A 22,533-nucleotide genomic window follows, 5' to 3' on the forward strand; every position below is an offset into this window, starting at 1 on the left:
GAGCAGTTCCCAGAAATAGAAACCCCCGCAAGGCGGCAACCTAACGGGGGGTTTTCTGATAAAGCCTAGCGACGGCAATCGCGAAGAAGCTCTCTAACTCAGCTCCGGTTTTATCACCCCAGACATGGATACGGCAAGCAAAAAACGCATTTGTGCGACCGCTCAAATTGTGCCTTGGCCTAACTCTTGGGTAAACCACAAGAATTAGCCCCAGACGCAATACTTGGCATCACTACGGCCCCGACACGCGAGGTCTTGTGTGCTACGGTGAAGAGAATCGAAAGGAGGATACGGAACCCCAATAAACGAAACCCCCGCAAGGCGGCGACCTTACGAGGGGGGCTTAAGACCAGGAAGCGCCAACTTCCCAGACAGTCACAATTCGTTCGACTACGGTTTTATCACCCCCCCTACATGTCAGGCAAGCAAAAAACGCATTTATGCGAACAGAGAAGATTTGCCTGCAAGGCCGCCTCGCTTCAACACATCGAGGACAGCAGATGAACCAAACATATTTTCCAGTTCTTCCCCAAGGGTGGGAGCGCAGCCAGGTCGAACAACTCTTGATCGAGATCGCCCCGGCCATAGGCTTGCGCGCAAGACGCCTGAGCGCCCTTCTCTACATGATGGGTTATACCAAACCTTCGGCATGGACTTCTTCAGAGGCCGAGCCGGTTTACTTTGCGCCGCAAACTGACACAGCTCTTGCCCTGGGCAAAACCGAACGGGCGCTTCGCAACGACGAACACGCCCTCGAAGCGGTCCACGGTCTCATTGAGAAGCGTGTAAAGGCGAATGGCTCGCGGTCATTCTACGGCAAGTGCGGTATCGTGTTTTCCCGGCTGATTGATCTTGTGCCGGATCTGATCGAGCTTCGGGACCGCATTCGTGCCGATCGCGCCCGTGTCCGCGAGCTGGTACAGCTTCGCAGTTCCCACCTGCGCTCCATCAAACGTCGGATCGAAGCCGCTTCCCCCCAGCTGGCCCAAACAACGGATTTCTGGGCCGCAACCCAAGCATTTGAGCAATGGCCCCACAGTTCAAAGCTTCGCGCAATGCCGCTCGATGCGCTGGAAGCGCATGTTCTGGACTGTGAAGCCCTTTGTGGACGGTTCGATGAGTTGCTTCAAATGTGTCCTGATTCTTCCTGTCGAGCGGAAGAAAACTTCCGCTCCTTTATACAAGAGGACACTTATGAATCAAAATCTGTAAACTGTAATGCAAGCAACCCTACACGGACCTCGGCTAACGCCTCGGACACTGATTTTATAAGTGACGGGCCTGACGGCCCATCACATTGCAATGAAAATAAGGATGAGGCGGCAGACGTAGCTTTCAAGCTTAGATTTCAGCAATCGTTGAACCCGAAGCGCTTTTTTGACCTTGCTGGACCCGACATGCAAATCCACATCGAAGCCCGATGTGCTGACCCAACCAGTATTTCCATGCACCACATTGTTGACGCAGCTGAAATGCTCAAACCACATCTCGGGATCAACCATGATGCGTGGGTTCAAGCTTGCCGCGCCATGGGCCCCGAGGGCGCGGCCATCTGTGTTCTTGTGATCGACGCCAACCGTGATCATCCGACCAGTCCTGTCAAAAACCCCGGCGGCGCATTGCGTGCCTGGACAAGACGCTATGAAACTGGCGATTTGAATCTCGTCGGGAGCCTCATTGGCCTCGCGCGCCGCCGCGGTTTGTGATGCTCGCACCGCACCATCACTTTCCGCGTCACCGTTTCCCACCCGATTCCGGGTCTAAAATCGCGCCTCTCGTTGATCTCGTGAAGGATTGCACGCATGTTGGCCCACGAGAACGACAAGAAAAGCACCTTGTTCCGTCAGGGTTCGCGTGGACTTTCGCAAAATTGGAGACCTGACGTTGAGTTGGACGCTATTTATTGATGAATCTGGTCAGGACATGCGCCAGTCACCCTACGAAGTATTGGCCGGTGTGGCAGTTGAAGATCGAAATCTATGGCGCCTGATTCAGCGTCTTTCCGATCTTCAGGATGAGATTTTTGGGATGCGGCTTTTTGCTGTCTACCAGAATGAGGCCAAAGCTCAAAAGCTGCTGAAAACAAAAGTCTTCAAACACGCCGCGCAGATGGACCCGATCGAACCGGCCCGCCGCCGCGAACTTGCGCGCGAGATCCTTGAGGATGGCACGAACGTGTCACGCGAGCGTCTGACCGCTCTTGCTCAAGCTAAAATTGCCTACTGCGAAGCAGCTCTCGCAACCTGCCTTGAATTTGACGTCGAAGCTTTCGCCTCGATCGTTCCCAAATCCGCACCGCGGCCGCGCGGTACTCTTTTGCGCAAGGATTACGCCTACCTGTTTGAACGGTTTTTCTACTTTCTTAACAGCAAGCCAGACGACCCGATGGGCTATATTGTGTTTGATGAACTGGACAAGAGCGCCAGCCACATCCTTTTGACCCAGGTTGCCGAGTATTTCCTGAAAACCAGCAAAGGTCGAACGCGCTCCCGCTTGATCATCCCGGAGCCATTTTTCGTCCACAGCGATCTTACGACAATGGTTCAGGTGGTTGACCTTGTGGCCTATATAATCAGCTGGGGTGTTCGGCTGCGCTATATGGACGAGCCGGCCCGAGAAGAACTGTCCGATCTTGCCGGTGCCGTTATGCGGCTGCGCTTCATACAACGTCTTCCATCTGGGCACGCCAATTACGGCTTCAAAGTGATCCCGGATCTCCGCCCGCAGGTCGAGAAATGAAAAAAGGCAATGCGGTCACCCGCAAAGCCTCCACCGAACAATATAGGTTCAGAAGCTCCGTTTGTCCAGATGGTTGTTACTTTCCGTTGCCCATCTGACTACAACCCGTCCTCTTCCATCCGCTCCAGAACAGCATCGCTGAACAGCTCCTTCAAAGGCTCGATGCGTCTTTGAATATCTTCGCCAAGTTCGATCAGATCAAAAGCCGCGCTGTCAACGATCTCCGCCTGCTGGTGAATGTCCTCGCCAGATCCGTTCATTGGAATATGGGTGTTTCCCCGAATTATTCTGGTCGCCATGCTATGCAAACCCATCAGCTCGGAATGGAGCTGGCCCAGCTCGCCGCGTAGTTTCTCAACCTTTTCGACACATTCCAGCACGGCCATCGTGTCAAACTCATCCTGCAACGCGGCTAAGGAATCATCCTCGACATAGCCAAATTCTGTTTTCACGAGCTTGTTCATTGCTGCCCCCTTCCCTTTTGACCATCGGACCCATCGTCGCCTGGCTTGCAAAACAACTCTTTGAACAGTCGCTCGGAGCGTTCAAGCCCTTCTGCTGTCAGCACAACCGATTTGGCCTTGTTGCGCGGGTCCAGGATCAGACCTTTCTCATAGAGACTGTTCATGGCGTCCCATTCATGCCCCTTCCAGGCCCGACGCTCATGGTGAAGGGTCAGCCAGAGCAAGCCCAATACGGCGTCGTCAACCTTGTCCTGATCTATATCCATCAGTCACCGTCTTTTAAGCGCCTGCGGCCATTGATCCGAGGTTGGTTTTGCATCGAACAATATCACACGTCCATCTCCTGCATCCGGATCGCTCACCAGCACGAACGGAATAGCCTCGTGGGCGACTTCAAACAGGCACCGGTATTTCTGCTTTCCGCTGATCGGATCTTTCACCTGGTCATATCGGCAGTTGTATTTTGTCCCGTCTTCAATCCACCCCTCAACCCCAGCTGGGGTCACCAGCGCCAAAGGGTTTCCATCGAGCAGAATTGTTTCACCTACGTTGTAGATCTCTTTCATCGGTTCTTCTCCTTGTTGACCCAGTAGCGTCATGTCGAAAGTGGAAGGTCGGTCCACCTAACCTTCAAATATCTTCCTGACCGCTTTGGGAGATCTTTCCTTTCAATCATGCGGGCAGAGACTTGGAATTGTTCGTTGATCTTGACAACGAGCAGCTTGTTAAAGTTGCCCGCTGTGTCAACGACTACTACGTCTTTGCTTTTGAACGGTGTGATTGTCTTTATCTCGACATGATCATTTCCGAGCCTGCCGTCTGATCCTTGGGCGTAGGTTTTGTTCAGTCTGATGCCATACGTGATTGCCCCAAAAAGTTCGCCGATATCGCCGTACACGGAAAGATGCAGGCCAGTTTCGCAATGATAACTCTCGGCAAGTGCGATCAGGTCTTCAAAGTAGGGGATCATAGAGCGTATGGCATTTGGGTATTTGGCACCCCATTCTTTATAGCGAAGTTGCTCGTCGATCTCCGTCCACGTGACCCATTCGCCATCGTCGTAGAAGGCGCGATCATCCCAATCTATTTCTTCCAAAACGTCCGATCCCGATTATCTGTGTTCTCTCAATACTGAGAGCGAATGCGTTGACCAATTATCACTTCAACTGAGCTTCTAACCGTTTGAACAGGTTTTCATACCGCGCTTTTGCAAAGGTGAGGAAACCGCCGAGGTCCTCTGGAACATCCCCAAGGTCATGAAGGTCGCCATAGTTAACTCTGGCTTTTTCATTACCAAAATTATCCCGCAACCAATCGCTCGGCAAAGCCGCGTTTTTCTCCTTGTTGAGCTGGCCCTCCAATAGTTGAAGGTTTGCAATGGTGTTCGCCCACTCACGCATCTCCGTTTGCGTCTCTTCCGAGAACCCAGCTTTACCGAGTTTGCTTGATGTAAATCTGGAAATTGGAAACACATGATCAACATGGAATTGGTTGTTCAAATCGACATGGGGGAACAACATCGAGAGTAGCAGAAAAGTCCGCTTGTCGCCGTAGCCCATGTCCAACAGCTCGTAGAGTTCGTCTTCACTGAACGAAAGCTGTTTCCCCCGCTTCGACATGACGCCAGCGAGTTCGTTGGCCGGGAACACCCCTTCATCCGCTTTCCGCAACACGTCACGCAACGCTGTAAGAAGCGTATCCAGGCCGCTGCCCCAAATCCCCGAAGGTTTAAGTAGAGACCGAAACAGCCAATCTCGGATTGCTGCACGTTGATCTTTGTACTTGCCTTTTATCTCAAAGCCATCAGGGCTTGAGTTCTTGAACATATAGTAAGCTATCGGCAGTAACGAGCTTTCTGCGCGTAGATTTGCACCAGATAGACCTAAGCTTGACGCCAATTGAACGGTTCTTGTTAAAGCTGACCGGATCGCAGGCCAGTTGTCTTGCAATAGAGCCATGTTCTTTTTCGAGAAGTTATCCACTTTGAACCCGACACTAGCGATGTCAGATAGCATCAGCCCGGCCTTAAGTACAAAATCGTGACTGAAATTGAACCCGGAGCCAATGTCATTAAGAGTGTCTACCAATGAGTGTATTTCCTCGCGGGCGTCCAGCTCTGTCCATTGTGCAACAGCAATGGAAAGAAGCAGGTCGGAGTAGCTTAGAATCGTCCCGCCAGAATTGAGGCGAATGAAAATATTGAGAACACGGTTGAGCTCTTGCGATCCCTCTTCATAGTAGGCGACGGTCGGGTTAGACCGGATAACCTCGAACAGCCTGTTGAGCGTCTTTCGTGCTGCTTTGCGTTGCTCTTTATCGAAATCGTACTCTTCTTCAACTAGATCCGGGATTGCGGCCATGCTGGAAAAATCGAGAATTTTCCCGACACGGAACCAGCATTTGTCGCCATCATCGTTGGCCGTTTTTGGTTCCAAGAACTTGAACTCGTAGAAAATTCCGTTTTCCGTTTCTGTGCCATCATGCAGTAGGTTGATGTAGAGATAACGAATTGGATAGGCTTCGGGGTTCTTCTTATGCTTGCCTTTCAGCTTGAGTCGCATTGACCCTCGCAACCCAATATTCAATGCGGTCAATCGTTGTTGACCGTCCAGAACTGCGGTTACGCCCAATCCCTTTTGTACCTCGATTTTTGGGCTATGGATGCCTTTGAACTCATTGTAGTCGCGGACGAAATCGTAAAACTGAAATTCAGTCGCGGTTTCGGGCAAGACTTTCCAAAACAAGAAGGCACCGAACGGATACCCCTGCATCAAGCTGTCAAAGAGTCGTTCGATCTGCTCTGGACGCCAAACAAATTCCCGCTGGATAGCTGGGAGTACGTAGCTGTTCTTCGCAATTTCGCCGACCGCTTTTTCAATTGTTCCGCCTGGGTGATACATTACTTTATGCCTTTGATTTTATTCTCACTTGATTACTAAAGCTCTTTAGCACAGGCTTTTCCACCTGCGCCATTCAGTGCTGTTCTTGCACATTGGAACTCAAGTGGTGCCACAAGCAATAAGGAAATAGCTTTACGCAAGTAAAGCGCGGTGCGCTACCAAACTTCTCTGTCGTTCTACATATCGGCCTGTGAAAAAGCCGACGCCATCAGGCACCGGCTCAAGGTTATCACCTTTCACGGCCATCGGGTTCCCACCCTGTACCGCCTCTCCATAATATGGTTGTTAGCTAGTTTTGCAAGCACCAGCGCGCTAGTGTCATCATCTTTCCCTAAATATCCTCGGGGGAGCCGCCGCGTTGCGGCGGCGGGGGCTGATGCCCCTCTCTTGGTCGATCGTGTTCGTGATAGGCGCGTTCAACATGCCAAGTACAGGTTTTTCCGCCGCACCCGCGACAGGTGAAAAAATCCACTATGTCTCTTACATGTGTATGCGCTCTGAATTTGGCATACAGCCGGTGCGGCGGAACTCGCCAAACTCGGTCGCAGATATAGCATTTTGTGACAAGTGCATCCGTTGCGGCGAGGTCGTTGAGCCTGAGCGCCCAGGCCGGAGCAAGGGTGATTTTCTCGAATGGCATGAGCGCGAACATAAAGCGAACATGCGCGTTTCAGCAACAGTCAGTTCTTTTTCCCTTTTGCCATCGCACGAGCCAGGCCGAAAATCTGTTCGCGTAAGCTTTCGGGCGTTTGATAGTACATCCGTATCAGCTCTACCGCTTCCCGATCTTGCAGAAAATTAGCATGAATGATGGGGGTTCGGTCGTCGGCCAAGTTGACCTGAAGCCCTTCAAAAAAATGGGTAATGGGAACACCAAATTCGTCGGCAAGCTCGAATAGCTTTGACGCGCTCACTCGGTTGCCCGCCGTTTCGTATTTTTGAAGTTGCTGGAAACTGATCTTGAGACTGTCCGCTACTTCTTTTTGGGTTTTTCCAGCGCTCCATCGCGCATGACGGATGCGGCGTCCTACATGAACATCAACGGGATGCTTCAACAGTTTTTTCCTCTTTACTCAGCGTATCTCGCCCAAGGCGAGCCTAATTTTGACTGTTCAACTTTTGGCATAAACTAGCTGTTGCTGCAATAGATGGTTGTTGACGACTTTGGCGCGAATGGCACCAAACCGCGCTCTAGGCTTCAGCCGGCAGGCGGCTTTCGCCCCGAACCACCCTGCCCTGTCTCCCTGCGGCCTGGTGTGCCGGCTACTGTCTCACATGAGCCAGCACCCGACATGGCCAGCATGGTCGCCCAGGACAGCGCGGATCGGCCCATACGGGTAGCGATCGACTGTCGCAGTAATTCTTTCGAGATCCGCGCGAGGCGCGCAGATCGCATATCCCTAAGGTCTGACCCGATTCCGCTTGCGCTCTATCGGATCAGGCAGTTTTCCATTTAGTTTTTGTCCGCCCAACAGACCTGCCCTGGCCGGTCAATTGGCAAGCGCCCGCTACGCGGTCGTCGCGTGTCAGGGCCGTGTCCTCACCTTCGGTTGCGGGCCGCACCACCCCTGCCCCGCGACCATTGACAGTCCCGGTCAGGCCCGTGGGTCGGGCTGCGCCCTCTCCCACTCTGTTCCGCCGGAAACATGCGTTTCCGGTCACAGATTGGCCGAGGCGTAGCCCATCGGCGGAAAGAAGGCACCAAGCCCGAAACGTCGCACCACAAAGGACAAATCTATGACTTCTATCAAGATCGACAAAATGACTGTTGAACAGTTTGGCGAAGCGCTGCGTCGTGAGGCGATTGCCAAGCAAAACGATGCTTTTCGCAAGATGATCCTGCTGGACGAGAGTGTAGGACGTTGGGTCGTGACCCGTGCCGTTTATGCAGAAGGCCCCGCTTTTGTTGCGGCCTGCATTCTGGCCGTGCGCAAGTTCGAGGACTTCACCGAAGAAATGGACCCCTATGGCGAGCGTTCAATGGGGCGGCTTGAGATTGAGGGTGAAACGGTCTGGTTCAAGATCGACCTTTATGACGTGGACTATGAAGGCGGTTCGGATGATCCGTCAGAAGTCACCAAGACACGCCGCGTTCTGACCATCCTTTTCCCAAGCGATTACTGAGTTCGGTTGGCGGGGTTCTCTCCCGATCCCGCGCCGAGGCTGGCCTGCCCCGCAGGTCCACGGGAGGGGCGGCAAGCGCCCTTCCCATCCATCACCACAAGCAGAAAGGAAGGTGAAACACATGAGCAATGAAACGAAGAAGCGCCGCATTGCCGAGGCTTGGGCGCTTCTCAGGAAGGGCGATCAGTTTGGTATCGGACGCCGCTTCCTGATCCAGCACGGGGCTTTGTAAGCTCACTCGCCTCAGCCCGTCAGGGCTGGGGCATCCATAACACAAAATCTCACCACGAAACAAGGATGAACCAAATGACGAAACAATCCAAAATTATCGCAACCGAGGCCCGCATTCCGCTGGCTATGCTGACACTTTCCCCGTTGAACCCGCGCCAGCATGTTCCCGAGCATGAAGTGGCCGAACTGGCACAAAGCATCTGGGCCGCTGGTCTGATCCAACCAATCGCGGGTCTTGGCGATGATGTGGGCGGAGCCGACATTGTTGCAGGCGGTCGCCGCTTGCGGGCCTTGCAGTATCTCGCAGAGCAGCACCCGAACATGGCAGATACGCGCCCCGAACTGGCGAACCCAATGGTTATGCTGGCACCGGACGTAGAAACCGCCGAACAATGGGCTTACGCCGAGAACGTGGCACGGCGCGATCTGTCACCCGCCGATGAAATCCGTGCCTATGGCAAGATGGAAGCCGCAGGATCGACGCCAGCCGCTATCGCTCGCTCTTTCGCAGTCACGGAAAAGCACGTCTATCGCCGCCTTGCGCTGGCGAACCTGCCAAGTCAGGTAATCGACGCACTGGCCGAGGGAGAAATCAATCTCAGCATGGCCGCATGTTTCACGATCAGCGATGATGAAAAGCACAGCCTTGAAGTCTTGGAGCGGGTTCGCGGCGAGAACTGGAATGACTACCGGTTGAAGAACATGCTCAAGCCCGACAGCGTGGAAGGCACCGACCGCCGCGCGATCTTTGTTGGCGAGGATGCCTATAAGGACGCTGGCGGCAAAATGGGCGGTGATCTGTTTGCCGAAGTCACCCTGTTCGACAACCCCGATATTCTGGAAACCCTGTTTCTCGAAAAGCTGGAAGCCGAGGCCAAGCGCATCCGTGAGGATGAAGGCTGGAATTGGGTCGAAGTCACCGAGCGCGATTACGTGTGCAGCTACAACATGGGGCTGGAAAAATATGGTCGTGTTTATGCCGAAGAAGGAGCGTTGAACGAGGAAGAAACAGAGCGTTACTACGAGTTGGCCGAACTGGCCGAAGGCGAGGTTCTGGACGAAGAAGGCCAAGCCGAACTGGAAACCTTGCAGGCGATCCTTGACGGGGAGTTCACCGAAGAACAGAAGGTGTTCGCAGGGGCATATGTCTATGTTGGCCGTGATGGTCAGGTGCAGGTATCAGGCGGGTTCATCAAGCCAGAAGCCAAGAAGGCAGCAATTGAGGCGGGTGTGTTGCGCGGATCGGCACATAGCACTGGCGGCAGTGATGTGAAGAAGTCGCCTATCTCTCAAAAGCTGGCCGACGATCTTTCTCGCATCGCCCAAGGGGCGCAGCAACACGCGATCTTGCGCGATCCTGACTTGCTGATCGACCTTCTGGCCTACCAGTTGAGCCACAATCTTTTCTGGAAAACGCCCTACGGGATTTCCCTGAATACTGTACCGAACTGGCCGACCACCGAAGGCAATGGCTATGAACTGGACGAACGCCTGTCCAGCACCCCGCCGCGCGATATGTATGATGCCAAAGACCTTGGTGCATCTTTCCGCGCATTCCGCAAGAAAGGTGCTGACCACATCAAAGGCGAACTGACCCGTTTTCTGGCCGCGCAGTATCAGGGTGGTGACGCCAAGCTGGCGGCGATGGTGGCGAAGGAAACCAAGCCCAATATCCGCGAGGTCTGGACGCCGACCGCTGAAAACTTCTTTGGTCGCGTGGGTGGTCCTTACATGGTCGAGATTTGGCGCGATCTTCTGGACCTGTCCGAAGATCACCCGACCGCAACGACTTTTGCCAAGCTGAAAAAGGGCGAGAAGGCCGAGAAGTTGGAGAAGCTGTTTTCGGATGCCGACATGCGCAAGGCGCACAACGTCACCGACGAGCAGGCGGCAAAGATCGACGCATGGTTGCCCGAGGGCATGGGCTGAAACCAGAGGCAGGGCGCTTGCGCCCTGCCCCATCCACCGATGGAGGATTGATCTATGACCAGCTTCAAATGGATACCCACCGCGCCCGGCCCCGATGGCCGACCCCGTGAATATCAGATCGAGGGTCATATCGGGAAAATCGGGGTGAAGCGTTACACCGGAAACCGCCCGTTGCGTCCTTACTATCTGGCTGGGCCGAATGTGCCGGAGGAATTTGGTGGCTATTACCGGCTTCTGGCAGATGCGAAAAAAGATGCTGAGGCTATCTTGCGCGACATTTTGAACGAGACCGGAACCGTTGATGAGGATGAGCAACCATGCCTTTTGTGAACCCGACGAACGAAGGCCGTGTGCTGAAAATGGTCGAGACGTTGCAGCTAATTTTGAAGTCAGCACAGTCCAATAGTGCCGAGGATACGGATATTCAAGACATGCTGCGACCATTGACCGACGAGTTGGCCGGTCTAGGTGCCGCCGCCGCGCCGACCGTGGCGCAGGACGTTCGCCAGGAACAACGAGGATCATGGACCGGCAAGGCTCCGCAATGGGCCAGTGTTCACGACATGGCCGAGCAAGCCGATCTGAAAGACCTGACGGTCGCCATGGCCGTTTATCTGAACCGGATTGACGAGGCACTGTCATGAGGTTCAAACGTCAGATGCGCCACCCGTTCACAGATACCGAGCGCAAACGCGCCGCCTTGCGCCGGAAGCAGCGCAAAGAGCGTGAGGCGTTGCCGCTGTTGGCCCCGCTGGTAGCCGCTGCACAACCCGGCGAAGACGATGTTATGCGCGCCCGCGCCGAGGCTTGGGCAAAACAGGAGGCAAAAGATCGGGCTGACCGCGCACGGGCATGGCGCAAGGCGCGGCGCAGACTTGCTGATCTGCCGCGCCGTGAGCGGACCATCCTACGAAAAGCGTGGAATGGTGCGCCATATCCGGCCACCCCTGTCTACCTGCTCGAATTTCTGCACAGATACCTTGTCGGTGTCTTTTCGCTCGATGATCTGCCCTTTGATCCGTCGATTCCGACCGATGCGCATGGTCGCCGTATTACCTGAAGGACGAAACGCCCCGTCCACCTGATAGAAATTCCTTGTGGTGAGGATCAACTGGCCCCGCTTCGGCGGGGCTTCTTTTTGCTGAATATTCATTATTGCATTGCTTGAATATTCGTTTTGGGATATACATATGAGTGACAGGAGAACCGCTATGCCCCTCTATATTCGAGACGATCAAGTTGATGATCTTGCCGTTCGCTTCATGAAGCTGACCGGCGCAAAATCCAAAACGGATGCAGTTCGTAAGGCACTTATGGCCCAGCTTGAAGCCGTTTCCAATCAGAAACCGCTTTTAGAGCGCCTTGAGCCGATCCTGAAACGCGCCGACGATCTGGGTCCGGCTGATCCTGATTTCGACATGAAGAAATTCACTGACGAAATGTGGGAAGACGCCTAATGTTCATTGACGCATCTGCGATTTTCGCAGTCCTCAATCGCGAGGCTGGCTATGAAGACCTGGCCCGCCGCATCGACGATGTGACAGACCAGCTCTACACGTCGCCTTTGTCTCGCTTTGAAGCTTCGGTCAGTCTGGCGCGGCAGCGCTCAGGCAAAGACAAGAAGCCTTCCCCCGAGTTGGTTCAGGAATGCGCCTCGCTGGTTTCAGATTTTGTGAAAGAGGTTAAGGCGAAGGATATTCATATCACCAGCAGCATTGGCGACGGTGCCATCTGCGCCGCCGCTGAATATGGCAAGACCGTCGGTCATGCCGCCGATTTGAACTTCGGAGATTGCTTCACCTACGCTTGCGCGAAGGCGTACAGGTTGAAGCTGATTTACAAAGGCAATGACTTTTCCGAAACGGATTTGGCGTAGCGCCGTTTCAAGGATTTCCAACAAAGGTGTAGATCATTGAGTGAACACAATGGTGAGCAGGTAATTGAAGCAGAGCTAAACCTGCGCCCTCAGGACCGCTTCAGTAATCCAAATAACTATGCAATCGCACCTGAACATGACACAAGCTATTGTTCGTTCAAAATCGACGCGCCTAAGCGTTCTGGGGTCTATTGGATTAGTTTGGACGGCATCGTTGTTTATGTCGGTCGCGCCAAATGTCTCCACAATCGGCTCAGTATTCAATATGGCACTGTGTCGCCTCGCCACCCATTCAAGGGTGGACAACTGCAAAAATGTCGAACGAATGCCAAGATCAATGCAGCGCTCCATGCCGGGTCTTCTGTCGCCTTTAGGTGGGAAGCTTGTGAAGATTACGTAGAGCGCGAAAAGCGCATACTTGAAGATCCTATCCGTCGTCCGCCATGGAACCTAAGATCATGAAGAATGGAAATTACAACAAAGGTGCAAGGGAATGAGCGGATATGACCTTCGAACAGTGAAAGCGATGCAAGACGCAGGGCTTGTCGCAGAGGTTCGGTTCGGTGGGGGCTTCTGTTCTCAAACGAGAGTTCAGCTCACACCGGATCAGGTTATCGGGTATCTTGATCAGGGATTGGATTACGTGCTTCGCCTTCAAGGTATTGAGCCGGATGAATTTGAGGAATGGCAGCAAGCGGATGGACGGGCGCTGTGCATGGAAACGCTCAAGAATGGTAAGCTATGTGGCAACCAAGTAGCGTCACAATGTTCCCTCGATGACTGGAAACGGCTTCACAGAAATGAATACTGTCGCACCCATGGTGGGTGAGACTTCCACGAAAGGTGTTCCTGATGAATGACACCGTTCTCCATCGTGTTTATCTCTGTGCTTATGGTGGCTGGGAAGCGCCGCGCTGGATGCGCCGATGTTTGGCGCGTTCAAACCTTCACCGGGCTTGGCTTTGTGGTTTTCACGGCTGGTTTGAAGAGGCGGGCGTGAAATATGGCCCAGCCAACCCCTATCCACCAGCTGATCAAGAAGCAGAAGATTTGGAAGATTGGTCGGAGACCTTAACCCGATACGGTTTGCCGCCGGGTTGATGGCTGTTTTTGCCCATTTTGGGAGGGCCAATGCCCCCCCCGAAATGGGTTCGTGCTATTCGCACGGAACTTCAGCACCAGCTCTGTCGTCTACCGCCCTGGTAAGGACGCGCCAGACCTTCAGCAATCAATCGACTGCCGAGATCTTCGCCTTGTATCAGAAGTCGTGCCAACCCGCGTCCGTATTTGTCTCGCCCTGGCAACACGATCAGATCTACAATCCCAGCATCTTCCACGAGTTGTCTTGCGCGGCGTGTCGCTTCGTTTCCCAAAGCCAGCTCATAGCTGCATTTTGCGTGGCGCGTTTCCGGCGTGTCAAACCCGACCAGCCGAAACCGCTGGTCTGAAATCGCTATCGTGTCGCCATCAATCATGTAGATTTTTCGAGCTGAGAGAACTTCCCCGACAGCTGCCGTTGATTGTATCATCAGCAGCATGGCAGCCAAAAAGAAAACACTCGATTTTACCCAAGGCAAACCGCGCCAAACCTGGCTGGGATATGTGCTTGCTGGCGCTGTTTTTTCCATAGCCCTACTGTCCATCTTCGCAGCCCTGTCCGCTTCCTCGGCGCGGTCACTCTGCCGTTATATCTCTGTCTCGATGCTATCGCCTGAGTTGGTGTTGACTGCCGAGCTGGCGGCAACATCGAGGGCAAAGCTTGCGGGGATGCAAAATCGCTCTACCTTCGCCCCGGCTGATGCCATGCTGTTCACATATGACGATCCTAAGCTTGTGTCTTTCTGGATGAAAGACACGCCTATTCCCCTCGACATTATTTTTCTTGATGCAGCGGGTGTGGTCTCTCAGATCGAGCCTTCGGCGCCGCCGGAATCGATAGTGCCGATTGAAAGCGCGCGGCCCATTATGGCCGCTCTCGAAGTTCCTTCCGGCACCGCTTCCAGCAGGGGGATCGAGATCGGTTCAAGGATGGTATTTGATCCAGAGCGTTGTATTGACCCGTAGCCGATCACATTCATTTAGCAATTATGTCCGCGAGTTTTGCAATCGCTGAGCGATTGATATCATTGGATCAAGAAAGGCGTGCATAAGTCTTGATTTATGCACGCTCTGCCATCAAAGCGGAAAACCAAGAACCAATGCGAGCCAAGTAAACGCCTTATAAATAAGGGTTCCGATTCCGCCAACAATGGCACCTGCAAGGGCTTTGCTACCCAGAGATTTAACTTGGTCCTTCGTCATACGGAAAAAGTCGGAAACTTCTTCTCCCACCTTTTGTAAAGCACTCGTCGCTTCGGCCACTGCCTCAACATCGGGAGTATCTGATGAAACTTCGGTTTGAATGGCATTAATGTTGACGCTGATGGAAACCCCGATGTGCTGTGGAAGGGCCATTTCCGGCGGCGGTTGGTTGTGCCCCATACCACCATGAGCTGGGGTCTCAGTGGCTCGTGCAACTAACGGTGCAAAGTCTTGAATAAGCGAGAGCAATTCTTGCCGCGCTTCCAGTTCTTCAGGGGTGCCCAACTGAAGCCTGGGTGTTTCCCTGATTTGTTGGCGCACTTCGCCGAGGGAAGGGAGCTGGTCGGCTTGTTCAACATGTTCCGCCATCGCCTCTTCCGCACGGCGGCGCATATTTGGGTGGGCATCACTCGGAGCCCATTCGTAGATACCATCTTGATCTTGAACGATTTCCACAGCTTTCTCGATAGCTTCTTCGGAGGCGATGCCCGAGAATTGATCAGACAACTCTTCTGAAGCATCATACGGCCCACCCCAGATATATTCGTAGTTATAGGGGCTATTCTTGTCTGCCGCATATGGCGTTTGGTTCTGAGGATCTTCGAACATGCGATTGAACCAGGAAACCATTTGTTCAATTTGTTCACTTTCCGTCAAGTCGGCCCACTCTTCTTTTGAGGCGACTTCGGAGGGATCAAAAAGATCTTCCAGATCACGGTCATCGTCGTGGTCGAGGCTGTATTCGAAATCCTGAATTATGCGCGCCTGTCCTACCTCTGTCGTATTATAGTTTTGAATACCCAATGGGTACTCCCAGAGATTCCATGCCAAAGCACCCAAGACATTATGCTCAATGGTAGCCTGGTAATGGTACTCCAGCCCCATTGGCCGATCTTGAGCATCAACCACCGCCCAATCCAACTCGTCATGCTCGATACTAAATCGCTGCCCAGACAAATTGTCTTCAAGTATTGCCGTACCAGTACATTCAACAATCATTGCTTTTTCTTATTCATGCTGCACTATGCGTCCGCATCGTCTCCCTCGACGATTACACCCTCCAAGAGCTCGCGATGTCGCTCCTGAAGATATGCTAGTGCCTGTCCATCATCGACGCGGTGTTCGAGCGCTTCTTTGATAAACTGAAGGCGAGCCATGTTTTCTTCAATGATCTCCGACCACGTTTTCACACCTATTGACACACGCTTGCGCTTTGAAATTAGTCGCCTTTGGGGGTCTGGACCTCCCTCAATACGAGCCGCCACCTCTTCGTTATACTCGTCCGAGACTAACCAGAAATGCCACTGCAAACCGTCAATGCCGTTGAAGCGGGCATCCTTTTCAACTGCAAGCGCATAGCCTTCGATCTGCATCATATCCTTAGCGCTCAAGACAACCTTCGGAGCCTTTAGTTCGATAATCAGGTGTTCGATGTCGTTCGCCCGATGCCGTCTTTGCGAGCGCGACAACATCAGGTCAACGATCCCTCGACTCTTGCCCACAATTTTAACAGGGTCGTCGATTATAATTTCGGGGTCTAACTTTTCCTTATGGACTCGAAGAACATTCGTTAGCTCCTTGTCACTCGCCCACAAGTGATATTCCTCACCGAAAACCCATGTGTTCCGCTCCAATATCTTGTGGAGCTGGGATCGCTCCTTCAGCTTCTTTCGCGCCTCATATTCGAACAGAATGAACCGCAGCGCATCGATGAATTTCAAACGATCGGCAACCAGCTTAGCTGCGCTGATAACGCCGGAAAGATCAGTTTCGTCCAGAAGCTCTGCCAGCTCCTTTTGCTTCTTCTTAGGAAGTTTCAACACTTCATCGAGGATACGCTGCAATTCGTTCGGACTCTTCTCTATGGCGTTTCGTAATAGGCGTAGGTGCAAAGCTGTCTGTTTTTGCGTGGCCTCGCCGAAATCTGGTGAAGCGTCTTGCACGGTCACCGCAACGATATCGAAGATACTGCGCTTTGCCTCTTCCAAATGCGTTTCTGGCTCACCTTCAAAGGGATAAAGCTTCTTTTCCTTCCAATCTTCGACTACGACCCGCGCGCGCGCCGCCGCTCGTTCCCGAAACAGCTGTTTGATCTGTTGTTTGGCCTCATCAATCGCGGCCTGAAGGCTCTGATGCATTTCGGCAAGATCAAGTTGGCCATTCTGGTGAAGCTCTTCAATCGCCTTGGATTTCAGGTACGCGGAGAAGTGGAAATCCCCAACATGGAAGCGCGAATCCACTTGGGAGAGCGGGAACCCCTGGGCGTTGCACAGATACAGGGCGCGCCTGGTCGATCGACGCCATTCAATGACCTCAAGAAAAACCGGATGTTCAACGCCGTCTTCATCGGTGATCGGGGACAGGTCAATCTTCCACTCTTGCCGGATGGCAATAGCGGGATCAATCTTTTCTCCGCTGTAGATTATCGACACATCCCGATAGTCTTTGAGATAGATGGCGAATATTTCGGCTAAATCTTGGACGGCATTTTCTGGCTTCAGTGAACTGAATTGCCGCTTCAGCTCCGAAACCGTAACGATAACACCAGTGTTCGCACCTCGCAGCGGCTTTTCTTCCGACACTCGCACGCGAGAAATCTCGCTTTCCAGGATCGTGATGTCATATTGCTGGGGCTTCTTCTCGTCGTCCTCGTAGACTACCTTCCAATCAACGGTTGCCCCCAACGCAAACGCCTTGAAACGTCCTCGCCCTTCCTGACCATGCAACATACGCTTACGGGACTTGGTGTGCATACTGCGCCGCTTCCATGATCCACCAAGATTGCGGAAAAGATCAGGAGCGTCAGATCGGGGTATGCCAAGCCCATTGTCGTTGACGTGGATTTTCCCAAGCCCGCCTAAGCCATCATCTTCTAGCTCGATATTGATCTCTGTCGCATCAGCATCGAGAGCGTTCCAGATCAGCTCCGAAAGCGCCTGTATAGGTGGTGCTTTTGCCTGCCGTTCAATGAAATCGTCTTTGACTTCGACACTGTATTCCTGAACGGTCATGTGTCGATCTCCAACTTCGGTAGGCCGCGCACGATCTTCATCGTCTCAAGGCTCACGGTGATCACCCTCTGGAATAGCTCAAGAGGATAGGCGGGGTTTTTCATAGTCTCAACTGCGTAACTGTTGGCATCGTTGACGATATCACTGCCCTTCTTGGTTTTGGGGTTGTAGTTGTCTTTCAATACCCCCTGCCGCTCCCTGACCCATTCCAAAGCGGGTTTGCCGTTTACGACATACTCATAAGCTTCCAACGGAATATCCTGCATGGTGATGTTGGCGTTGTAGACCACCGACGATTTGTCGAGGTTTGGACGTTTGCCCGCGTATTGCATCTTGGTCACACGAAAGAACGCCTCTGCATCATCATAGACCCAAGTCCGTCGATCACCCTGCTTGAAGGTGACGGGATAAGGCTCAACGTTTTCATAACCCACATGCAGCTCTGCAAGGTCACGGCCAGCTTGTGCGAATGCTCGAAAGTCTCCAGCCTTCTTTACACAAGGGATACGGGGCAGTTCTTTGGTTAGGTTATCCCCGTACAGGTTCCGATAATCTTCAGAGTGCAAGAGGCCATATGTGTAGTAAAAAATATCTTCCTTGGTGACCGCTTCACTTGGATATGCGGCCTGAAAATGACTAAGGCCTTCATTGGTGATGCCATCGCGCCGAGCTATTGGTGTATTGTCAGCAAACAAGTCATCCGACTCCGCGTCAGCCTCGTCATAGATATGAAGGGGAAAACATTGCGTGCCGCCTTTCATCGCAGAAACACAGAGCTCGACGATGCTGTCAGTCATGATGGCCGTGAACCCCGCTGCATGACCAGGAGCGGAAACACAAATTGCGCGATTTTCGGTGTCACCGTCTGGAAAGACGACCGACATCTTGTAGATCATCTCATTAAGTCTACGACTGAAGAACAGCCACTCTTTTGAGAATGGGCGGTAGATGGCAGGTACAAACTTACCCTCATCGAGATCGAGTTTTTTCCCACGTTCAAAATCCTTTAGCAGCGCACGTGTCCAATTCGTTTGCTTTGGGTCGGTGAGTAAATCTGGGACAGGCTGTGAAGCCTCTTGTGCCGCACGACGCCTTTCAAGTTCACCGTTATAGGTATCAATGAGGGAAGATACATTGCGCTCTAGCCCAGACCGAGATCGGTTAAAGCACCACGTATCGCGTTGGGTTTTAACTCCAGAAGAATAGACATCAAACAATGTCTCCGCTGTCTTATCCTTCTTATCCCCGATCTTGATGAACTGATCAAAAGACCCTTCGCGCTGATTGATCCAATCCCCGTGTTCGTCGGGCTCTATCTCAGTCCATCCATCGACGTGGGCAATTCCATCGATTGAGCCAAAATCACGAATAATCGATAGCTTTTCCTTCTCTTCCAAATAGTCCCCAATATCCCGATAGTGGATGCGGCCGCGATGCGCAGACTCGGGGTTGCGGACAAGTACTGAAATAGTGATCGGCGTACGCGTACCTGCCCCAAAAACGTTGCCTTTTTCCCTGCGACGACGTTCGCCAGTTAAGGATGCATCCCCGCGAAGATTGAAAACATAAAGATCGGTGAATTCTGTCGCGAAGGATTTACGAACACCTGCGGCTGTATTCCCGCTCAACCAGCCACCATTGGTTATGAAAGCCACAACCCCACCATCATCGCCGATCCGGTCGCTTGCCCAACGAAAAGCGCGCAAATAGCTGTTATAAAGCCCGTTCTTATTCTGCGCTTCGGTCAATGCCGCATAGGTGTCTCGAATGCGGCCATCCAGTCCAGGGTACTCAACATTTGCATTGTCATCGTTGGCGCTCTCTTGCCCCTTTGAGTAAGGCGGATTGCCAAGTATGACGCGAATATCTGTCGCCTTTTGGCGCTTTCGGCGTTCTGAATTGTCTGGCATGTAGTGCGAAATCAGATCGTCGCTTTCATACATTCTGAAGGTATCAGTAAGGCAAATTCCTTCGAATGGAACATAATCCCCACCCTGTTGACCGTGGAACACTGCCTCGATGTTGATCGCAGCGATATAGTAAGCCAAAAGCACAATTTCATTGGCGTGGATTTCCTTACGGAACTTGTGCTCCATCTCTTCTGGTGCGATTAAGCCTGATTGCAAAAGCCGCGTGATGAACGTACCGGTGCCAGTGAAGGGATCGATAATGTGGACGCCTTCAGAACCCAATGTCTGATCGAACTCCCTCTGCAAAACAGCATTCACAGAATGAATAACAAAATCCACGATCTCAACGGGCGTGTAGACAATCCCAAATTTATCAGTCGTACGAGGGAATGCCCTTTTGAAGAATTTTTCATAAAGCTCTTTGACCAAATTTTGCTTCGCAGAAGGGTCGGAAATCCCTTCAGCACGTAGCTTTACGCTCGCATAAAACTTTTCGAGGTCTTTGGATTCCTTATCCAGGTTGGCCTCGTTGAGCACATCCAGTACGCGCTGCATGGCACGCGAAACGGGGTTTTCACTGGTGAACTGGTGGCCTTCGAAGAGCACCTGGAAGACGGGGCGCGTGATGATGTGCTGCGCCAGCATCTCGATCGCGTCGGCCTCAGTGATCGTCTCGTTCAGATCGTCGCGTAGCTCTTCGAGGAAATCGTCAAAGGCTTTGCGCGCGGGTGTGTCAGGGTCTTTCAAGATGCCCGTCAGGCGCGTGATGTGGTTCTTGGCAATATCGGCAATGTTGGTTGCCCAATCTTCCCAATAGTCCCGCGTCCCGCATTTCTTGACGATCTTGGCCATAATAGCGCGGGAAAATTCATCGACTGAGAAGGCCATTTCCGTCTGTTCGGGGCCGGTCGCAACAGGGTCACGCCCTGGCGTGCCGATATTCGATCGGGCGGCGACAGCCTTGGTTGGCAGGTCTTCGACCACGGCTGTCACAGCCTTCAGCTCGTCACTGTCGATCTCTGGTGTGCCGGTGATGCCGATGATCTCGATCTGGCCGCTCACGTCTTGGCCAAGGGATGCCTTGTTGATCGTCGCATCAAAGCGATCGTCATGGGCACGAAGGGCATTCAGGATTTGCCAAACAACACGGAACTTCTCGTTGTCAGCAAGCGCCTGCTCGGGCGGTACGCCTGCGGGCACGCCCACGGGCAGGATCACATAGCCCATTTTCTTGGTGTCAGTCTTGCGCATGACGCGGCCAACCGATTGCACCACGTCGATCTGGCTCTTGCGCGGGTGCAAGAACATGATCGCATCAAGAGCGGGCACGTCCACGCCTTCAGAGAGGCAACGGGCATTGGTGAGAATACGGCATGTGTGATCGCTTGCGTCGGCCTTTAGCCAATCAAGGAGCCTGCCGCGCTCCTTGGCGTTGAATGTGCCGTCTACATGCTCGATCTCGCAACGGAGCTGGTCATCGTCTTCCTCGATATCATCGAGGATCGGATCATCGCCAAGGAATTCATCGACCACGGCCGAGAATTCATCGCGGATCAGCTTAGAGCTGCGAATATCTTTGCAGAATGCCAGGGCGCGACGCATCGGGTGTGGATCGGCGGCAACATCTGCTTTCATATCGGTCTTGGTCAGCGCTTTGTAACACCCGACGATCTTGGTGGCGTCATCGAGGACAAGCTCGCTTGCGCTATCAGCAAGGCGCTTTTGAACGCCGGTGCTGATGAGCCCCTCGTCCATAGCCAGGACGATCACCTTGTAGTCGGTGAGCAAGTTGTTCTGCACCGCCCAGGAGAAACCACGATAAAAGAGGGTTTTGCCAAAGAGGTCTTCATCGTCCATCGAGGCGAGCACAGCGTCGGCCTCGTCGGCCTTGGCTTTGACGTTATCGCCAAATATGCGCGGCGTAGCGGTCATGTAGAGCCGCTTATTACCCTGGATCACGTCATTGTCGTGAACCTTCACGAAGTTGGATTCATCCTCGCCTGCGAGGGTTGCGCCGGTCGTGCGGTGTGCCTCATCACAGATGATCAGATCGAATTCAGGAAAGTCGTGCTGCTTTTGGGCATCGGCAATCACCTGAATGGATTGATAGGTCGCAAACACCACGGTCATCTTATCAGTCGCCTGATGATTGACGCCTTCCGCAATCTTTGCCGCGTCAGTGCTGGCCGGAAAGGCCAGATCAAGAATGTCGATCTCGGCGATGTCGTTGTTGCTGGCGCGGCGTTTTCCGACCTGCGTATCGGAGCAAACAGCAAAGGATCGTAGCGGTGTCGCGGTGTCGCCTGTCCACTCGCGCACGGTTTGCGCCATGAGCGCAAGGGAAGGCACAAGAAACAAGACAAGCTTGCCCTGCCCTGCAAGGTCTTCGGCAATCTTCAAACTGGTGAACGTCTTGCCTGTACCGCAAGCCATGATCATCTTGCCGCGATCGGCCTCGGTCAAACCCGCGCGCACGTCACGCAAGGCTTCCTTCTGGTGCGTCCTGAGCGTTTTCTTACCCGCAAGGACGACCTCACCATCGTCGGAAAAGGTCTCCCAAAGGATAGGGCTTTCTTGAAGATCGTTGAGTCCGATGCGAATTGTCGGGATCGCCTGCCCACGGATCATCGTTTCGGCGTTTTCGCTCCATGTGCGCTCGGTGGTGTCAATGATCACACGGCGTTTGAAGGGCTCTTTTCCTGAAGCGGATATAAAACTGTCGATATCCTCTTTGCGGATGCGATAGGCGGCATCATAGAATTTGCACTGAATGGCGGCGTAGCCGTCTTCGTCCTTGAGCTTGGCTACAAGGTCGATGCCTGTGTCTCGGCCGTCCCAGCCTTGCTCAATTGCCCATGCGGCATAGGGCTTCACATCTTCATATTGTTCGACCTGCACGGGATCGTTGGTCAGGTAGGCAATGGAAAGGCGCTCAAAATACGTGCCCTTGTCGCGTTCGGTGCGCGCGGCTTCTCGATATGAATTCAAAAGGTCTTGGAGAGAATTAGTCGTCATTTAAGGCTGTCCGTCCCGTCGATTATCTGCGCG

Annotated in this window: 23 protein-coding genes; 13 read left to right on the forward strand and 10 right to left on the reverse strand. The window is 53.1% G+C overall.

Annotated features, from left to right (window positions below):
- The first annotated feature begins 500 nt into the window (after positions 1–500).
- Together repC and GAL_RS20950 are read left to right on the forward strand one after the other, a co-directional pair.
- On the forward strand, positions 501–1,706 hold the full coding sequence (repC, locus tag GAL_RS20945; RefSeq protein ID WP_024099595.1) for a replication initiation protein RepC: 1,206 nt from the start codon (positions 501–503) through the stop codon (positions 1,704–1,706).
- A gap of 148 nt (positions 1,707–1,854) precedes the next feature.
- On the forward strand, positions 1,855–2,739 hold the full coding sequence (locus GAL_RS20950; protein ID WP_024099596.1) for a DUF3800 domain-containing protein: 885 nt from the start codon (positions 1,855–1,857) through the stop codon (positions 2,737–2,739).
- 98 nt (positions 2,740–2,837) lie between these two features.
- On the opposite strand, the gene GAL_RS20955 is transcribed toward GAL_RS20950, so the two are convergent.
- The 6 genes from GAL_RS20955 to GAL_RS20980 all read right to left on the reverse strand — a co-directional run bounded on the left by GAL_RS20955 (position 2,838) and on the right by GAL_RS20980 (position 7,158).
- Positions 2,838–3,203 carry a hypothetical protein gene (locus GAL_RS20955; protein ID WP_024099597.1) on the reverse strand — a complete coding sequence of 122 codons (366 nt, stop codon included), beginning with the start codon at positions 3,201–3,203 and terminating at the stop codon, positions 2,838–2,840.
- Complete coding sequence (locus GAL_RS20960; RefSeq protein WP_024099598.1) at positions 3,200–3,469, reverse strand: DUF6429 family protein; 270 nt, start codon at positions 3,467–3,469, stop codon at positions 3,200–3,202. The genes GAL_RS20955 and GAL_RS20960 overlap by 4 nt, the downstream gene beginning before the upstream one ends.
- A 3-nt stretch (positions 3,470–3,472) precedes the next feature.
- Positions 3,473–3,769, reverse strand: a complete 297-nt coding sequence (locus tag GAL_RS20965; protein WP_024099599.1) for a hypothetical protein — start codon at positions 3,767–3,769, stop codon at positions 3,473–3,475.
- A gap of 29 nt (positions 3,770–3,798) precedes the next feature.
- Positions 3,799–4,299, reverse strand: coding sequence for a hypothetical protein (locus tag GAL_RS20970; protein WP_024099600.1), 501 nt, complete (start codon positions 4,297–4,299; stop codon positions 3,799–3,801).
- Positions 4,300–4,360: 61 nt separating this feature from the next.
- A complete protein-coding gene (locus GAL_RS20975; RefSeq protein WP_024099601.1) occupies positions 4,361–6,103 on the reverse strand; it encodes a DUF262 domain-containing protein in 1,743 nt (580 codons plus the stop codon).
- Positions 6,104–6,783: 680 nt separating this feature from the next.
- A complete protein-coding gene (locus tag GAL_RS20980) occupies positions 6,784–7,158 on the reverse strand; it encodes a helix-turn-helix domain-containing protein (protein ID WP_024099602.1) in 375 nt (124 codons plus the stop codon).
- Positions 7,159–7,840: 682 nt separating this feature from the next.
- Between GAL_RS20980 and GAL_RS20985 the strand changes: the two genes are divergently transcribed.
- From GAL_RS20985 to GAL_RS21030, 10 genes are all read left to right on the forward strand, one after another.
- Positions 7,841–8,227, forward strand: coding sequence for a DUF3768 domain-containing protein (locus GAL_RS20985; protein ID WP_024099603.1), 387 nt, complete (start codon positions 7,841–7,843; stop codon positions 8,225–8,227).
- Positions 8,228–8,533: 306 nt separating this feature from the next.
- Positions 8,534–10,387, forward strand: a complete 1,854-nt coding sequence (locus GAL_RS20990; protein WP_024099605.1) for a ParB/RepB/Spo0J family partition protein — start codon at positions 8,534–8,536, stop codon at positions 10,385–10,387.
- A 54-nt stretch (positions 10,388–10,441) separates the two neighbouring features.
- On the forward strand, positions 10,442–10,717 hold the full coding sequence (locus GAL_RS20995) for a hypothetical protein (RefSeq protein ID WP_024099606.1): 276 nt from the start codon (positions 10,442–10,444) through the stop codon (positions 10,715–10,717).
- A complete protein-coding gene (locus GAL_RS21000; RefSeq protein ID WP_024099607.1) occupies positions 10,705–11,031 on the forward strand; it encodes a hypothetical protein in 327 nt (108 codons plus the stop codon). The genes GAL_RS20995 and GAL_RS21000 overlap by 13 nt, the downstream gene beginning before the upstream one ends.
- Entirely contained in the window at positions 11,028–11,447 is a 420-nt protein-coding gene (locus tag GAL_RS21005; protein WP_024099608.1) for a hypothetical protein, read from the forward strand. Before GAL_RS21000 ends, GAL_RS21005 begins: the two co-directional genes overlap by 4 nt.
- Positions 11,448–11,598: 151 nt before the next feature.
- Positions 11,599–11,844 (forward strand): type II toxin-antitoxin system VapB family antitoxin, encoded by a 246-nt coding sequence (locus GAL_RS21010; protein ID WP_024099609.1) that lies wholly within the window; start codon positions 11,599–11,601, stop codon positions 11,842–11,844.
- Positions 11,844–12,263: a type II toxin-antitoxin system VapC family toxin gene (locus GAL_RS21015; protein WP_024099610.1), complete on the forward strand. Its 420-nt coding sequence runs from the start codon at positions 11,844–11,846 to the stop codon at positions 12,261–12,263. Before GAL_RS21010 ends, GAL_RS21015 begins: the two co-directional genes overlap by 1 nt.
- A gap of 36 nt (positions 12,264–12,299) precedes the next feature.
- Positions 12,300–12,725 (forward strand): GIY-YIG nuclease family protein, encoded by a 426-nt coding sequence (locus GAL_RS22585; protein WP_123619016.1) that lies wholly within the window; start codon positions 12,300–12,302, stop codon positions 12,723–12,725.
- Between the two features lie 31 nt (positions 12,726–12,756).
- Positions 12,757–13,092, forward strand: a complete 336-nt coding sequence (locus tag GAL_RS21025) for a hypothetical protein (RefSeq protein WP_024099611.1) — start codon at positions 12,757–12,759, stop codon at positions 13,090–13,092.
- 23 nt (positions 13,093–13,115) lie between these two features.
- Complete coding sequence (locus GAL_RS21030; protein ID WP_040104470.1) at positions 13,116–13,364, forward strand: hypothetical protein; 249 nt, start codon at positions 13,116–13,118, stop codon at positions 13,362–13,364.
- Between the two features lie 71 nt (positions 13,365–13,435).
- Here the strand turns inward: GAL_RS21030 and GAL_RS22365 are convergent, their stop codons facing one another.
- A complete protein-coding gene (locus tag GAL_RS22365) occupies positions 13,436–13,801 on the reverse strand; it encodes a thermonuclease family protein (protein ID WP_096740437.1) in 366 nt (121 codons plus the stop codon).
- Between GAL_RS22365 and GAL_RS22030 the strand changes: the two genes are divergently transcribed.
- Positions 13,800–14,327, forward strand: coding sequence for a DUF192 domain-containing protein (locus GAL_RS22030; RefSeq protein ID WP_024099612.1), 528 nt, complete (start codon positions 13,800–13,802; stop codon positions 14,325–14,327). The genes GAL_RS22365 and GAL_RS22030 overlap by 2 nt on opposite strands.
- 111 nt (positions 14,328–14,438) lie before the next feature.
- Here GAL_RS22030 and GAL_RS22035 read toward each other — a convergent pair whose 3' ends face one another.
- The 3 genes from GAL_RS22035 to GAL_RS21055 are packed head-to-tail and all read right to left on the reverse strand — an operon-like array spanning position 14,439 to position 22,500.
- Complete coding sequence (locus GAL_RS22035; protein WP_024099613.1) at positions 14,439–15,563, reverse strand: hypothetical protein; 1,125 nt, start codon at positions 15,561–15,563, stop codon at positions 14,439–14,441.
- Between the two features lie 23 nt (positions 15,564–15,586).
- Positions 15,587–17,575 (reverse strand): ATP-binding protein, encoded by a 1,989-nt coding sequence (locus GAL_RS21050; protein ID WP_024099614.1) that lies wholly within the window; start codon positions 17,573–17,575, stop codon positions 15,587–15,589.
- Complete coding sequence (locus GAL_RS21055; protein WP_024099615.1) at positions 17,572–22,500, reverse strand: DEAD/DEAH box helicase; 4,929 nt, start codon at positions 22,498–22,500, stop codon at positions 17,572–17,574. Before GAL_RS21055 ends, GAL_RS21050 begins: the two co-directional genes overlap by 4 nt.
- Positions 22,501–22,533: the final 33 nt, after the last annotated feature.

This window comes from Phaeobacter gallaeciensis DSM 26640 (assembly GCF_000511385.1).
Lineage (GTDB): Bacteria > Pseudomonadota > Alphaproteobacteria > Rhodobacterales > Rhodobacteraceae > Phaeobacter > Phaeobacter gallaeciensis.